Source organism: Pseudarthrobacter sp. AG30 (assembly GCF_003116525.1).
Taxonomy (GTDB): domain Bacteria; phylum Actinomycetota; class Actinomycetes; order Actinomycetales; family Micrococcaceae; genus Arthrobacter.
The window spans coordinates 263,535-278,040 of sequence record NZ_QEHL01000009.1 but is presented as its reverse complement, the minus strand read 5'-3'; the positions used below and the strand labels follow the sequence as shown (position 1 = coordinate 278,040).

At 69.5% G+C, this 14,506-nt stretch carries 17 protein-coding genes; 8 read left to right on the top strand and 9 right to left on the bottom strand.

The genetic code is table 11. The features are described from left to right. Window positions 1–13 precede the first annotated feature (13 nt). The 7 genes from DC347_RS10375 (at window position 14) to DC347_RS10345 (ending at window position 6,161) form a co-directional block, all read left to right on the top strand. On the top strand, window positions 14–1,600 hold the full coding sequence (locus DC347_RS10375) for a protease pro-enzyme activation domain-containing protein (RefSeq protein ID WP_109045329.1): 1,587 nt from the start codon (window positions 14–16) through the stop codon (window positions 1,598–1,600). Window positions 1,601–1,730: 130 nt separating this feature from the next. Beyond that, window positions 1,731–2,486, top strand: a complete 756-nt coding sequence (locus tag DC347_RS10370) for a phosphatase PAP2 family protein (RefSeq protein ID WP_109045328.1) — start codon at window positions 1,731–1,733, stop codon at window positions 2,484–2,486. Window positions 2,487–2,495: 9 nt separating this feature from the next. After that, window positions 2,496–3,260, top strand: a complete 765-nt coding sequence (locus DC347_RS10365; protein WP_109045327.1) for a DedA family protein — start codon at window positions 2,496–2,498, stop codon at window positions 3,258–3,260. Window positions 3,261–3,264: 4 nt separating this feature from the next. Further along, the gene (locus DC347_RS10360) at window positions 3,265–3,936 is read left to right on the top strand and encodes a response regulator transcription factor (protein ID WP_109045326.1); all 672 of its coding nucleotides are present in this window, start codon (window positions 3,265–3,267) and stop codon (window positions 3,934–3,936) included. After that, window positions 3,933–4,994, top strand: coding sequence for a HAMP domain-containing sensor histidine kinase (locus DC347_RS10355; protein WP_109045325.1), 1,062 nt, complete (start codon window positions 3,933–3,935; stop codon window positions 4,992–4,994). The genes DC347_RS10360 and DC347_RS10355 overlap by 4 nt, the downstream gene beginning before the upstream one ends. 85 nt (window positions 4,995–5,079) lie before the next feature. Further along, entirely contained in the window at window positions 5,080–5,514 is a 435-nt protein-coding gene (locus DC347_RS10350) for a VOC family protein (protein WP_018761641.1), read from the top strand. A gap of 5 nt (window positions 5,515–5,519) precedes the next feature. Continuing rightward, window positions 5,520–6,161, top strand: a complete 642-nt coding sequence (locus DC347_RS10345) for a helix-turn-helix domain-containing protein (RefSeq protein WP_109045324.1) — start codon at window positions 5,520–5,522, stop codon at window positions 6,159–6,161. Between the two features lie 81 nt (window positions 6,162–6,242). Here the strand turns inward: DC347_RS10345 and DC347_RS10340 are convergent, their stop codons facing one another. Then, window positions 6,243–6,659, bottom strand: coding sequence for an MmcQ/YjbR family DNA-binding protein (locus DC347_RS10340; RefSeq protein WP_165838012.1), 417 nt, complete (start codon window positions 6,657–6,659; stop codon window positions 6,243–6,245). A gap of 53 nt (window positions 6,660–6,712) precedes the next feature. Continuing rightward, window positions 6,713–7,258 carry a flagellar export chaperone FlgN gene (gene flgN / locus DC347_RS10335; protein ID WP_206073912.1) on the bottom strand — a complete coding sequence of 182 codons (546 nt, stop codon included), beginning with the start codon at window positions 7,256–7,258 and terminating at the stop codon, window positions 6,713–6,715. A gap of 142 nt (window positions 7,259–7,400) precedes the next feature. On the opposite strand from flgN, the gene DC347_RS10330 reads away from it, so the two are divergent. Continuing rightward, window positions 7,401–8,195: a sigma-70 family RNA polymerase sigma factor gene (locus DC347_RS10330; RefSeq protein WP_109045322.1), complete on the top strand. Its 795-nt coding sequence runs from the start codon at window positions 7,401–7,403 to the stop codon at window positions 8,193–8,195. 44 nt (window positions 8,196–8,239) lie between these two features. Here DC347_RS10330 and csrA read toward each other — a convergent pair whose 3' ends face one another. From csrA to fliP, 7 genes are read right to left on the bottom strand one after another with little or no spacing between them, the layout of a single operon-like run. Further along, entirely contained in the window at window positions 8,240–8,473 is a 234-nt protein-coding gene (csrA, locus tag DC347_RS10325) for a carbon storage regulator CsrA (protein WP_109045321.1), read from the bottom strand. 4 nt (window positions 8,474–8,477) lie between these two features. Further along, window positions 8,478–9,515: a hypothetical protein gene (locus DC347_RS10320; RefSeq protein ID WP_109045320.1), complete on the bottom strand. Its 1,038-nt coding sequence runs from the start codon at window positions 9,513–9,515 to the stop codon at window positions 8,478–8,480. Further along, window positions 9,493–11,538 carry a flagellar biosynthesis protein FlhA gene (locus DC347_RS10315; protein ID WP_109045319.1) on the bottom strand — a complete coding sequence of 682 codons (2,046 nt, stop codon included), beginning with the start codon at window positions 11,536–11,538 and terminating at the stop codon, window positions 9,493–9,495. Before DC347_RS10315 ends, DC347_RS10320 begins: the two co-directional genes overlap by 23 nt. A gap of 43 nt (window positions 11,539–11,581) precedes the next feature. Beyond that, the gene (locus DC347_RS10310) at window positions 11,582–12,661 is read right to left on the bottom strand and encodes a flagellar biosynthesis protein FlhB (RefSeq protein ID WP_109045318.1); all 1,080 of its coding nucleotides are present in this window, start codon (window positions 12,659–12,661) and stop codon (window positions 11,582–11,584) included. Beyond that, a complete protein-coding gene (locus tag DC347_RS10305) occupies window positions 12,662–13,420 on the bottom strand; it encodes a flagellar biosynthetic protein FliR (RefSeq protein ID WP_109045317.1) in 759 nt (252 codons plus the stop codon). It lies immediately after the preceding gene. Next, the gene (gene fliQ / locus DC347_RS10300) at window positions 13,417–13,692 is read right to left on the bottom strand and encodes a flagellar biosynthesis protein FliQ (RefSeq protein WP_109045316.1); all 276 of its coding nucleotides are present in this window, start codon (window positions 13,690–13,692) and stop codon (window positions 13,417–13,419) included. The genes DC347_RS10305 and fliQ overlap by 4 nt, the downstream gene beginning before the upstream one ends. Next, entirely contained in the window at window positions 13,692–14,474 is a 783-nt protein-coding gene (fliP, locus tag DC347_RS10295) for a flagellar type III secretion system pore protein FliP (RefSeq protein ID WP_240617756.1), read from the bottom strand. Before fliP ends, fliQ begins: the two co-directional genes overlap by 1 nt. Window positions 14,475–14,506 lie beyond the last annotated feature (32 nt).

Genomic DNA, 14,506 nt, shown 5'->3' with positions numbered 1-14,506 from the left:
ACGGAGCCATCCCATGTCTGAGCACACCAACCCCACCCCCGAGCACGCAGAGAGCCGTGTCCCCCTCCCCGGCTCAGAACGCCCCGCGGCGGCACGGATCCAAAACACCCTGGGTCCTGCCAATCCCGCGCACAGGATCGAGGTCACCGTGATCCTGCGCCGCCAGGAACCGCTGCCGGAGACCTCCAGCGAGCCCGCCCAGCCCCTGACCCGCGACGAACTGGCAGCCCGCCACGGCGCCTCCGACGCTGACCTGAACCTTGCCACCGAGACCTTCACCCGGCTCGGCGCCGAGGTTGTCGAGGCCGACGCCGCCTCCCGCCGCATCCGCCTCGCCGGGACGGTGGAGGTGCTGAGCCGGATCTTCGGCACCAGCCTGGAGGAAGTCACCAGCAGCGGTCCGCACGGCCACGATGTCACCCACCGGCACAGGACCGGTGGGCTGGAGATCCCCGCGGAACTGGACGGCGTTGTCACGGCGGTACTGGGCCTTGATGACCGGCCCCAGGCGCGCGCCCAGTTCCATGCCATTCCGCGGGCGGCGTCCGGGACCAGCTACACACCGCCCGAGCTTGCCCGGATCTACAACTTCCCCGCGGGCGGCGGCGCCGGCCAGACCGTGGCCATCATCGAACTCGGCGGCGGCTTCGCCCAATCCGACCTGGACGCCTACTTCGCCGAACTGGGCATCACCGGGCCCACGGTGCGGGCAGTGGGGGTCGACGGCGCCGCGAACCATCCCGGACAGGACCCCACGGGCGCGGACGGCGAAGTCCTCCTGGACATCGAAGTGGTGGGCGCCCTGGTGCCTCAGGCGGACATTCCGGTCTACTTCGCCCCCAACACCGACGCCGGATTCCTCGACGCCATCATCAACGCCTCCCACGCCGCCCCGGCACCCACGTCCATCAGCATCAGCTGGGGCCAAAGCGAGGACGACTGGACCGCCCAGGCCCGGACAGCCTTCGACCAGGCCCTGGCCGACGCCACGGCACTCGGCGTGACCGTCACCGCCGCCGCCGGGGACAACGGCAGCGCAGACGGCGCCACCGACGGCAAAGACCACGCCGATTTCCCCGCCTCCAGCCCCCACGCGCTGGCCTGCGGCGGAACGCGCCTCGACGCTGACCCCGGAACCGGGACCATCACCTCCGAGACGGTGTGGAACGACGGCCCGCACTCTGCCACCGGAGGCGGCTACAGCGATACCTTCCCCGTCCCCGCGTGGCAGTCCGGCCAGTCCGCGCATCACGGCGGCCACCACCCCGCAGGGCCGAAAGGCCGCGGAGTGCCGGACGTCAGCGCAGTGGCCGACCCCCAGACCGGCTACAAAGTGCGGGTGGACGGCACGGACATGGTCATCGGCGGCACCAGCGCCGTGGCACCGCTCTGGGCGGCACTCATCGCCCTGCTGGCGGAGTCCACCAACCGCACCTTCGGGCAGATCCAGCCGCTGCTGTACCGCAACAAGGCGGCCTTCCGCGACATCACCACCGGAAACAACGGCACGTACAAGGCTGCCGCCGGCTGGGACCCCTGCACCGGCCTGGGCAGCCCCGACGGAGCAGCACTCCTCACCGCGATCACGGCCGGCCCGTGACCTGAGCGTGCGCCTTCGGCGGCCCTGCGGCGGTCGCGTTTCTTAAGCCTTTCTTAGGAGCCCTGGGGAAGGATCGAAACAGAGACCACGGACAGAACCCTGTCCGCCGCAGGACCATCCCGGAGGATTCGTGAACGGACCAACCCGAGCCCACAAGACAACAGCCGGCCCCCGCACCACCGACGCAGCCCGCACCCAGTTCCCGGCGCTCCCCCAGGCCCGGCACTGGCTGCTGCTGGGCGCGCTGCTGTGCGCCGCCGTCGTCGCCCTCGGTTTCACGGTGCAGCTCCTGCCCGGCGACACCGCCGCCGAACTGCACGTGGACCAGGACCTCAGCACGCACCACGTTGCCGTGCTGACCGCCGTCGCGATGGGCATCAACCTCCTGTTCGGCCCGGTGGCCGGCCTGGGCCTGATCGCCGTCATCGCCCTGGTGGTGCTGCTGGTGCGCCGCGACCTGGCCACCGCCGTTGCCTTCGGCGTGGTGGCGTGCTCGGGCTGGGTGGCCAGCGAAGCCTTCAAGCTGATCGTCGCCCGGCAGCGGCCCAACCCGGCCCTGCTGTTCGACCCCCTCTCGCCGGAGACCGGATCCAACAGCTTCCCCAGCGGCCACGTCAGCTTCGCCGTCGCCCTGGCCTTCGCCCTGTACTTCCTGGCCCGGGGCACCCGCTGGGCCAAGCTGGTGGCCGCGGCCGGCGCCCTCATGGCCGTCATCGTGGCATGGTCCCGGCTGTACGTCGGGGTGCACTACCCCACCGACGTGGCGGCCTCGTTCCTGGCCGCGAGCGCCGCCTTCGTGCTGCTCGCCGGGCTCTGGAACCGCTTCGCTCCCCGGCTCTTCGACCGCCTGCCCGCCGCGCTCACCACCCCTTCCAGCCGACGCTAAAGGACCCCCATGCACAGCTTCCTCACCCCTGACCTGGTCTCCGCCATGGCCACCACCGGACCACCGTCCCTGCTGGACCCCGCCGGCCTGCTCAGCGGCCTGGGACCGGCAGCCCTGGGCGTGATCGCCGGGATGGTCTTCATCGAATCCGGCGTCCTGTTCCCGTTCCTGCCCGGGGATTCGCTGCTCTTCACCGCCGGGCTCCTGCACCAGCAGCTGCAGCTGGCCCTCCCCGTCCTGATCGGCGTGATCACGGCCGCAGCCATCGCCGGCGACCAGGTGGGCTACCTGCTGGGCCGTCGGTTCGGCCGGCGCTGGTTCAAGGACGACGCCAAGGTCCTGAAAACCGCCCACCTCACCGCCACCGAGGACTTCTTCCGCCGGCACGGTGGCGCAGCCGTTGTCCTGGCCCGCTTCGTCCCCATCATCAGGACGTTCGCTCCGCTGACCGCCGGCACTGCCCGTTACGGGTACAGGGCCTTCACGCTGTGGAACATTGTGGGAGCCGCCGCCTGGGCCACGTCCGTGACCTTGCTGGGCACCTGGCTGGGGCACTACGACATCATCGCCAAGAACATCGACGTCATCGCCGTGCTCATGGTCCTGGTGTCCGTGGTTCCCTGGGCCGTGGAATACCTCAAGCGCCGCCGCGCCAACCGCCGCGCCGCCGCAGAGCCGTCCGCAGAGTACGACGACGACGCTTCGGCGGGTGCCGCGCCGCACCTCGACACGGTGGGCACCAGCGCCCGGCAGGACGCTTTCACGGAAGAATAGCCGCATGACCACCGCGGACCGGCCTTCCCTGCTGCTCGCCGAGGACGATCCCGCGCTGGGCCCAATGATCGCGGAACTGCTGGAGCCCGACTACAGGATCCGGCTCACCGCCACCGGCCAGGAAGCCCTGCACCTGGGGCTGACGCAGCCCTGGGACGTGATGGTGATTGACCGCGGCCTGCCCGTCATGGACGGACTGGCCGTCATCGCGGCGCTCCGGGCCAAAGGCATCGCCACCCCCATCCTGATCCTCACCGCGCTGGGCGAGACGGACGAGAAGGTCCGCGGGCTGGACACCGGCGCCAACGACTACATGACCAAACCGTTCGACGCCGGCGAGCTGGCGGCGCGGCTGCGCGCACTGACGCGCACCTTCGCTCCGCCCGCGGGGCCGGTGGGCATCGGCAGCTGGGACTTCGATCCGGCGTCGCGCTCTGTCCGTTCCGCCTACGGCGAGGTGGTGACGCTGACCGCCAAGGAAGCCGAACTCCTGGCGGCGCTGGCCGCCGAACCCGGCAGGGTGTTCACCCGCGACGACCTGCTCGCCGCGCATTTCCAGTCCACGGACCAGCCCGGCGTCATCGACACCTACGTCCACCACCTGCGCCGCAAGATCTCCCGGACCGTCATCCGCACCGTCCACGGCGTGGGCTACCAGATCGGCGACCCCTCATGACCTCTTCCTCTTCCGGTGTTGGCTCCTCCGGCCCTGGCTCCACCGGCGTGTCCCACTCCGGCTCCGGGGACGCGGACCAGGACATCCTCCGCCGCGCGTCGCTGAAGGTGGCACTGCGGATCAGCGCCGGCGTGGCCGTCCTGGTGCTGGTGCTGCTCACCGCCGCCACCGTGTTCCTCATGAACAAGCTGGCCCATCCCACGCCGCCCGGTTCCACCGCCGGCAAGGCCTACACCTACCTGGACTCGAAGGACCTGATCGAGGGCATGATCCTGGCCGGGCTGGGGGGCATCGTGCTGGCCGGTGTGGTGGGCTGGATCAGCGCCCGCAGTGCCATCCGGCCGCTGGGCGAGGCCCTGGCCAGGCAACGGCGCTTCGTCCAGGACGCCAGCCATGAACTCCGCACCCCGCTGGCGATCCTTGACACCCGCATCCAGCTCGCCCAGCGCAAGGCCGAGCCCGGGTCCGAGCCGGCGCAGGCGTTGGCGAAGATCCGGGAGGACACGGCCACGCTGACGGGCATCGTCAACGAACTCCTGTTGGCGGCGACCGGCTCCCCCGGCGGATCCGCCGGGGCGTCCGGGGACGTTGTCCCGGAGCCGGTGGACGTCGCGGCGGTTGCCCGGTCCGCCGCCGAAAGCCTCCAGGACCTGGCCGGCCAACAGGGCATCCGGCTGGACTTCTCCGGGGCCGGTACGGCGTGGGTGCGCGCGGATCCCGGCTCGCTGCGGCGCGCCATCCTGGCCCTGGCCGATAACGCCCTGGCCCACACCCCGTCCGGCGGAAGCATCACCATCAGCACCAGTGTTGAGGGATCCCGGGCCGTGGTCCTGGTGGCAGACACCGGATCCGGGATCACCGGGGTGGACCCCGAGCGGATCTTTGACCGGTTCGTCCGCGCCCCGGGGTTGGACGGAGCCGGGGGCAGGCGGAGCTTCGGCATAGGACTGGCCTTGGTCCGCGACATCGCCACCGCAGCCGGCGGCACCGTGGACGTACAGCGGACCGGATCCGACGGCACGACCATGAGGCTTGCACTGCCGCTGGCGCGGGACTGAAGCATGCAGGCAGGGGGTATTGACCCATCACTTGTTTTTTGCAAGTATCGTGGTTATCCACTCCATCTTGGGAAATGAGACTGTGATGACCGCAATGTTCGTAAACCTGCCGGTGACCGACCTGGAGCGCGCCAAGGCGTTCTATACGGCGGTGGGTTTCACCATCAACCCGCTGTTCACTGACCACAACGCCGCATGCGTGGTGGTGGAGGAAGACCACAGCTATTTCATGCTCCTGGTCCGCGAGTACTTCCAGACCTTCAGCGACCGGCCCATCGGCGACCCGTCCGCGACCGTATCGGCCACCACCGCAATCTTCCTGGAGAGCCGGGATGCAGTGGACGCCAGCGTTGCCAGTGGCCTGGCAGCAGGCGGGACCGAGGCCCAGCCCGCTTCCGATTACGGCTTCATGTACCAGCGCCAGCTGACGGACCCGGACGGCAACATCCTTGAGTTTGGCTACATGGAAGCCGCTGCCGCCGAACAGGGCCCGGAAGCCTTCATGAACCAGCAGGCCTGAGGTTCATGGCCGCACGCGACTACGGACAGTACTCGGGCATCACGCGGGCCATGGAGATCGTCGGCGAACGGTGGGCCCTGCTGATCGTCCGCGACCTGCTCGTAGGGCCGCGCCGCTACGGTGAGCTCGCCGAGGGCCTGCCACGGATCCCGAGCAATATCCTGGCCGCGCGGCTCAAGGAACTGCAGGCGGCCGGCGTGATCCGCCGTGCGCCACGCTCGCGGGTCATCGTCTACGAGCTCACGCCGTACGGACGGGAACTCGAACCGGTGGTCCTCGCGCTGGGCGCCTGGGGCTTCAAGGCCATGGGCGATCCACGCGAGGACCAGATCATCAGCCCCGACTCGATGACCATGGACCTGCGCACCGCGTTCCGGCCGGATGTGGCGGCCGCCCTTCCTGCCACGGCCTATGCGGCCCACTTTGGTTCCGCCGACCTTTTGATCAGGGTCCAGGGACCGAGCCTCGACGTCATTCGCGGTGACGGCGCGGCGGACCTCGCCTTTTCCACCGGGCCGGACATCCGGCTGCTCATCTCCGGAGACATGGCACCGGACCGCGCGATCGAAAGCGGCGTGGTCCGGGTGCTGAGCGGGCCGGGAGACCTCCTCCGCCGCTTTGCGGACACCTTCCACCTGGCGGCCTGACAGTGTGCGGCGGCTCCTTGTGGCTGAGGCCCACCCAGCTAACGGGGCGTCATGGGGCACGTCGCGGGCCGGCGTCGTGCGTCAACGGCCGGCGAAGAACTCCTTGACCAGCCTTTTGGGTGCCCGGGCCGCCCAGGCTTCCACCAGGATCTCCGCCAGCTCTTCGCGTGACATCTCGCCAAGCCGGGACTCCTGCACCAGGACGGCGTTGTACCCGTTGAAGTGGGGCACGGTGAAGAACGGCAGCGACGGGTCCTCCACCAGGGCTGACTTCGCGGCATCGTCCGGGACCACGATGACCAGCAGGTCCTGGTACGGCTCGCCCGATTCCGGATTAATCGCCGTCTTGTGCGGGGCCCGGTACAGCACGAAGCCCCGGCCCTTGGGTCCCTGCGGCACTTTGTAGGTTGGACGGTCGCCCCAGGAGGTCCCCAGCACAACCTCGGGAAGGCCCTTGCAGATGGCATCAATGTCGCCCGGTGTTGCCTTGCGCTCCATCGCCACAACGTAGCCCCGCGCCGTGACCGGCCGCAATGCCCTGCGCCGGGCTCCTACTCGGTGGCGCCCAGGAACTCCGCCACCAGCGGCTGCCCGCAATTTTCCACCACGGCCAGGGCGTGCGCCGCGTTGGCCTGCCGGGCCAGGACCGAGAGTTCGTCGGCCGGCTCGGGGGACGACGCGACCGCATCCAGGTCCCGGGCCACGCCCTCCAGCGCGGACTTCAGCGCCTCCCGGTTTGCCTCTATCGCGGACTGGATGTGCTGGAGCAGCAGGGACATGTCCCGCCGGTGGTCCAGCAGGAGTTCGCCCCAAATCCCTTCGGGCGCCGCTGCAGCCAGGCGCGGAAGGTCCGGTTCGCCGGGAACGCCCCACTCTGCGGCGACCGCGGCGGCCTCGACATTGCGGGCGAGGGTCTCGAAGCGGAGCTTCTCCAGGACGGCTTCCAGGTCCGCGGATGTGAACGTTAACCATTGGGTTTTGCCCGTGCCCAGGTACAGGAGCTGCGTTTCCAAGCGGAAATTCAACAGCTCGAGTTGCCGTCTTTCGCGCCACAACGTCGCGGAAAGTCCATCTGCCCCCAATGGTTCCCCAATCACTATGGAGTTCTGCCGCCGCGGAGATGCGAAATCCGCGCCGTCTTTTGCATGACAGTACACGTAATGGGTCGCTTTGAGGTGATAGTCTTCGCTCAGTGCTGCGCGGCAGCACCATCACTACAGTCTCGTGGGGGGACTTTTTTTGGATCGCGAACACCGCAACGAGCTGGTCCTCCAGCACCTCCCCTTAGTGGGTTATCTGGTTTCCGAGGTGTGCGCCAAAGCCTCCCATTTGTCGCGTGACGACCTCGCGTCGGTGGGGTCCATCGCGCTGATCACGTCCGCGGAGTCGTTCGATCCCGCCCTGGGCGTTCCCTTCGGAGCCTTCGCCCGCCGTCGTATCATCGGTGCCTTCGCGGACGAGATGCGCTCCCAGGACTGGGCCACGCGCTCGGCCCGCAAACGCATCAAGGAAACCATGGCCGTGGAGGAAACCCTGCGCGGACTCCTGGGCCGGAACCCCACGGTGTCGGAGATGGCGTCATCCCTCGGAGTGGAGCGAAGCGTGGTGGAAGCCGCCCTGGCCGATGCCGCCCGGACCCTCACTCCGCTGGACGACGTCATTGTGGAAACGTTCGCTGCGGAAACGGCGTCCCCCGAACACGCAGTGCTGGCGGATGAACGCGTCAAGTACCTTCGCGCCGCCGTCACGGCGTTGCCCGCCAAGATGCGCTACGTGGTGGAAGAGATCTACCTCGCCGGCCGCACCGTCAAGGAGCTTGCCGCCGAACTCGGATCCACCCACGCCGCCGTCTCCCAGCAGCGTGCAGAAGCCATCCGGCTGATGCGGGACGGCCTGGCCGCGCACTACGCCGACGACCCCGGCACCACCCACGCGCCGGAGTCACGAATCAACGCCCGCCGCCGGAACGACTACATGGCCCAAATGGGCGCCGCCACCCACGGCGGCATCACGCGCCCGGTCCTCTCGGCGTAAGGCTTTCCGCCGCACGTGCCAGGGACCCAATCCCGGCGGAAGCGTCAGTCCGCGGGCGGGAGGAACGCCTTCAGGAGCTCTTCGGTTTCCGGGCCCGCCTGCGCTGCTGCGACGTTTGCAGCGGCAATGGCTTCCACCACTTCGCTGCGCTGGATGGTGACGCCGCGGGGGGCTTCGATCCCGATCCGCACGCCGTCGCCGCGCCCCTCCATGACGGTGATGACAATGTCATCCCCGATCATGATTTTCTCGCCCGGCTTGCGCGTCAGAACCAACATGTACTCAATCTACCTTTCTGCCGTCCAGCCAACCGACGGGCAGCCCCAAACCGTGCACTGTTCCCGGGGTCAGGGTGTCCTGCGAACCCACGACGGCGAGCGCGTCCACAGCGGTCAGGTTCCGCAGTGCCGTCAGCCAGGCAGCGGTATCGTCGGTTTTCCGGCGGGCGTCCGCCACCACCCAGGCCTGGTCAGCGCCGAGGCTTGCGATCACGGCTGCGTGGCCGGCGACGTCGCGCGGGCTGCCCAGCCCGAACGCCAGCAGCACCGCCTGCCCGGTGGCCACGGCCGAGGCGCGCGCCGCCGTCGCGCCCTGCCGGTCCGCCACGTGCAGGTGGCCGAACGCGGTCAGCTTGCCGCTGGTCCGGACATCGCAGCCCCCTGCGGCCAGGGACATCTCCAGGGCCGGGCCCAGGGCGTCGTCGCCAAGCCCCAGCAGCAGCACCAGGTCCCCGGCACCGGTGAGCGGTGCCGGAGCCTTCGGACGGGTCTTTGCCTGGCCAACGGCCTCACCCGGAGCACCTGCGGGAAGCGCCAGGGAAGGTTCGACGGCGGCAAGCGGCTTGCCGTATTCGGCACCCAGCTGCGCCAACAGTCCGGCGAAGTCGGCCCGCGCCGTCGAAACCGGCACGGGCTCCACGGGCTCCACGGCCTGCGCGGCAGCGGACGGGACGTGCCCAGAACCTGAAGCAGCGCCATGCCCGCCACCCCGGCCGTGGAGCCGCAGCTCGCTCTGGTCCGCCTGCTCCAGCAGGGCGGCAATAGCGGGGCGCCGGAGTCCGGCGTGGGCGTTGGCAGCCGTGCCCGGTGCCGGCGTCGCGGTTGCCAAAGGCGCCTGCACAGACGCGCCAACGCCAGCGGAGGCAGCACCGTCCGGCACCTCCACCGTGGCCTCGAACCGGTCCTTGGCGAACAACCCGCCGAACCCGGGATTGGTCACTTTCTCGGCCGCGACAATCCGGGCGCCGGCGCCGTACTGGGCCACGGCCTTGTCCCGGATGGCCTCCAGCGAGGACCCCTTAAGCCTGAATTGCTTCGGCATGCCGCACCACCCCCATCGTCTCGATGCCCACGTTCGCGGCTGTCACCTCGCGGTAGGACAGGACCTGCACGCCGCCGTCGGGCCCTGCCACCAGCCGCCGCACCGCGGGCCGCAGCGCCGGCGCGCACACCAGCACCGGCTGGCGACCGGCCGCCGCGGCGGATTCCATGGACTGCTTGACCGAGCCGAGCACGGCGTCGAGCCGGGCCTGGTTCATGACGATCTGCGTGCCGCCCTCCCCCGGGCGGAGGTCCTCCAGCATGGACTGCTCCAGCAGCGGATCGATCATGATCACGTGCAGCACTCCACCGTCCAGGAACTTCGCGGCCAGCGCCGGGCCCAGGGACTGCCGGGCCGCCTCGATCAGCGCCTCGGGATCAGTGGACGCCTTCGCCCGCAGCGCCAGGGCCTCGTAGATGCGCGGGAGGTCGTTGATGGGGACCTGCTCCTCCAGCAGGCCCTGCAGCACCCGCTGGATCTCGGCCAGGGACAGCAGCCCCGGGGTGAGTTCCTCCACGGCCGCCGGGCTCAGCTTCCGGACACCTTCGGTGAGCACCCGGACGTCCTCCCGCGAGAGCAGCCGCGCCGCGTTGGCCGTGACGATCGAGGACAGGTGCGTGACCAGCACAGAGACGCGGTCGATCACGGTGGCGCCGGTCATTTCCGCGCTGTGCCGCATCTCGGACGGGATCCACTTGCCGGCCAGCCCGAACACGGGTTCCACGGTGGATGCCCCGGGCAGGGCGTCCAGGAAGTCGCCCAGGGCCAGCATCCGCCCGGCCGGTGCGGTGCCGCGACCGGCCTCCACCCCGGCGATCCGGATCACGTAGGTGGCCGGCGGCAGCTCCACGCTGTCCCGGGTGCGGACCGGCGGGATGACCAGCCCCAGGTCCATAGCGATCTTGTGCCGCAGGGAACGCACCCGGGCCAGCAGGTCATCCGAGGCGCCGGAGACGATGTCCACCAGGTCCGGGGCCAGCAGGATCTCCACCGGGTGGACCCGCATGTCCTCCAGCAGCCGCTCGTTCGGGTCCTCCTCCGGCAGCAGCAAGGCTTCCTCCGCCGCCGCCACGTCAGCCCGGGCCTTCTGGTCCGCGGCCAGCCGCCGCGAACCGAACAGCAGCAGCGCGGCCACCAGCAGGAACGGCAAGATGGGCATGCCCGGGATGAAAGCCATGGCGGCCGCGGCCAGCCCGGCGATCATCATGGCCGTGGGCGACTGCATCAGCTGGGAGGACGCGGTGCGGCCCATGTCCTCCTCGGCGTTGGACCGGGTGACGATCATGCCGGTGGACACGGCCATGAGCAGCGCGGGGATCTGCGTGACCAGGCCATCGCCCATGGTCAGCAGCCCGAAGGTGCCCAGCGCATCCCCCACGTCCATGCCGCGCTGCAGCACCCCGATGGCAATGCCGCCGATGAAGTTGATGATGATAATGATGATGCCCGCGATCGCATCGCCCTTGACGAACTTGGACGCACCATCCATGGCGCCGTAGAAGTCCGCCTCTGCCGAGACCTCCGCGCGCCGGCTGCGGGCCTGCGCGTCCGTGATGAGGCCGGCGTTCAGGTCCGCGTCGATGGCCATCTGCTTGCCGGGCATGGCGTCCAGGGTGAACCTGGCACCCACCTCCGCCACGCGCTCGGCGCCCTTGGTGACCACCACGAACTGGATGACCACCAGGATCAGGAACACCACCGCGCCAATGATCATGGACCCGCCCACCGTGACATGGCCGAACGCCTCGATCACCTGCCCCGCGTACCCCTGTCCCAGCACCAGCCGGGTGGAGGCCACGTTGATGCCCAGCCGGAACAGGGTGGCCACCAGCAGCAGCGAGGGGAACACCGAGAAGTCCAGCGGCTTCTTGACGAACATGCTGGTCAGCAGCACCAGCAGCGCCAGCAGGATGTTGCAGACAATCAGGACGTCCAGCAGCGGCGCCGGAACGGGGACCACGAGCAGCAGCACGATGCCCACGATCCCCACCGGAACGGCCAACGGGCCAAGCGGCTTCTTCATGCGGAGGTCCTTTCACGGTGGTCAGGTTCAAGCAGCGCGGCGGTCATGGAACTTCCGCCATCCGGTGCATCCCGCGGGCGGCGCCGCGGGCTTTGAGGGACATCACGAACGCCAGCACCCCGGCCACCGCCCGGTACAGCTCCACCGGGATCTCCTGGCCGAGTCCGCACGCCGAATGCAGCGCCCGGGCCAGCGGGATGTCCTGCACCATGGGCACCTCCTTGGCCTCCGCCTCGGCCCTGATCCGGGCGGCGATGACCCCCGCCCCCTTGGCCACCACCCGCGGAGCCGACGTGCCGGCGTCGTACTTCAACGCCACGGCCACGTGCGTGGGGTTGACCAGCACCACGTCGGCGTCGGCGATGGCGGCGATCATGCGGTTCCGGCTCATGGCCAGCTGCCGGGAACGCCGGTGCGAGCGGATCAGGGGGTCGCCCTCGGTGTTCTTGTTCTCGTCCGTGACTTCCTTCTTGGACATCCGCGTCTTCTTGCGGTTGCGGCGCATCACCACCAGCACGTCAGCGGCCGCCAGCACCAGGCCCGCCGCCACGGCGAACTGCACCAGGGAGCCGATGCCGTCCGTGGCCGCGGCGATCACCCCGGACACCGGCAGCCCGCCGGCGGTGAGCAGCACCGGGATGAGGCGCTGGACCACGAAATAGAGGACGATGCCGACGACGGCCGCCTTCAGGAGCGCCTTCAGCCCACCCCACACGGCCTGCATCCCGAAGAGCCGCTTGAGCCCGCTGAGCAGGTTGAAATGGCCGAACTCGGGGCGGAACTTCTTGAAATGCACCCCGCCCTGCACGGCGGATCCGGCCAGCACCACCAGGAACACCACCAGCAGCAGGGGCCCCAGGATGCCGGCCAGCGAGCCCAGCCCCAGTTCCAGGGCGTGCAGGGCCTTGCCGGGGTCCGGGCTTTCCATCACGGAACGGATGCTGAACACGTGGTCCACGGCGGCGTTGGCGGCCCGGTCGATGGTGGCCGGCAGCATCACGGCGCCGGCACCGACACCCAGCCAGGCGGTGAGGTCCTGCGAGCGGCTGAGCTGGCCCTTGGACCGGACCTCGCGCATCCGCTTGTCCGTGGCCTGCTCCGTGCGCTCCTGCGAGTCCGCCATTCAGCCCACCCCCATCAGCGAGTTGACGGCCTGCCCCGCCAGGACGGCCACGATCCGCGGCAGCCCCAAGAACAGGAAACCCGCCAGGGCCAGGGTGAGCAGGATCTTCAGCGGGAAACCGAGCGCGAACGCGTTCAGGGCCGGCGCCACGCGGGTCAGCAGGCCCAGGCCGACGTCGGCCAGCAGCAGGACCACCATCAGCGGCCCGGCGATCTGCACCGCGCACAGGAACATCCCGGTGACGGCCTGGACCATTGCCTGGGCGGGCCGGGCGAGGTCGATTCCGCCGGCCAGGGGGAACGCCGTGAAGCTGCCGGTGAGGCCGCCGATCACCAGCTGGTAGCCGTCCGAGGCGAACAGCATGGCCAGCGCCGCCATCTGCAGGAGCCGGGTGAACTGGGCGCCGTTGACCATCATCTGGGGATCGAACGCCTGGGCCATCTGGAACCCGCTGGAGAGGTCGATCAGGCTGCCCGCGGACTGGACGGCGGCGAACACCAGGTATACCAGGAACCCCAGGGCCAGGCCGGTGGCCAGCTCCAGGACGATCGCGGTGAGGAACCCCGCCGTGTCCAGGGGCACGTACCCGGCCGCCAGGCGCCCGGACACGGCAAGGCCCAGCCCGATGCCCAGCATGGCCTTGACCTGCGCCGGGATGGCCTGGTGCGCGAACGGCGGCGCCACCACCAGGAACGCGACCATCCGGACGGAGGCCAGCAGCATCACTTCCAGCCAGCCCTGGTCGATGGGGATGTTCACGCTCCCCCGATCAACCCGGGCAGCCGGGCGAAAAGCTCGTTGGTGAACGAGACCATCTCGGTGATCATCCAGTGCGCGCACACCACCAGGGCGATGGCCACGGCCACGGCCTTGGGCACGAAGGACAAGGTGGCTTCCTGCAGCTGGGTGATGGACTGCAATAGCGAGATGGCCAGGCCCACCACCAGCGCGGTGACCAGCACGGGTGCGGAAAGCTTGGCCGCCACGATCATGGCCTGGAGGCAGATGTCCAGGACGGCGTTGGTATCCATCAGCCGTAGCTCTGGATCAGGGAGGTGATGACCAGTCCCCAGCCGTCCACCAGGATGAACAGCAGGATCTTGAACGGCAGCGAGATCATCACCGGCGGCAGCATCATCATGCCCATGGACATCAGGGCGGCGGAGACCACCAGGTCGATCACCAGGAACGGGATGAAGATGACGAACCCGATGATGAACGCCGCCCGCAGCTCGGAGATCATGAACGCCGGGATGAGGGTCTGCAGCGGCACCGATTCCGAGTTGGCCGGGTTGGCCATCTTGGCTGCCCGCGTCATGAGGGCGATGTCCTCCTGCCGGGTGTGGCCCAGCATGAACCGCTGCAGCGGCGCGGCGCCGGCGGACACGGCCCCGCCGAAGTCGATGCTGCCGTTCAGGTACGGCTGCACCGCGGCGGTGTTGATGTCCTGGATCACCGGCCACATGATGAACAGGGACAGGAACAGGGCCAGCCCGGCAAGCACCTGGTTGGGCGGGATGGACGGCAGCGACAGGGCGTTCCGGGTCATGGCCAGCACCACGAAGATCTTGGTGAAGGACGTCATCATCAGCAGCAGCGCCGGCGCCACGGACAGCAGGGTGATGCCGATCAGGGTGACCACGGCGGTGGAGGGCTGGCCGTCCAGGCCGTTGATGTTGATGCTCACGTTGCCGTTGCCCGGTTCGGCGGGGGCCGCGGGCCGGGTGGGCGTGGGCACCGGGACGGGGGCGGCGTGCGCGGGGGTTCCGGCCAGGGCGGCGCCCAGCCAGAGGACGACGACGGCGAGCAGCACCGCCGCGACGGCGGCCGCCAGTAGCCGGGTTG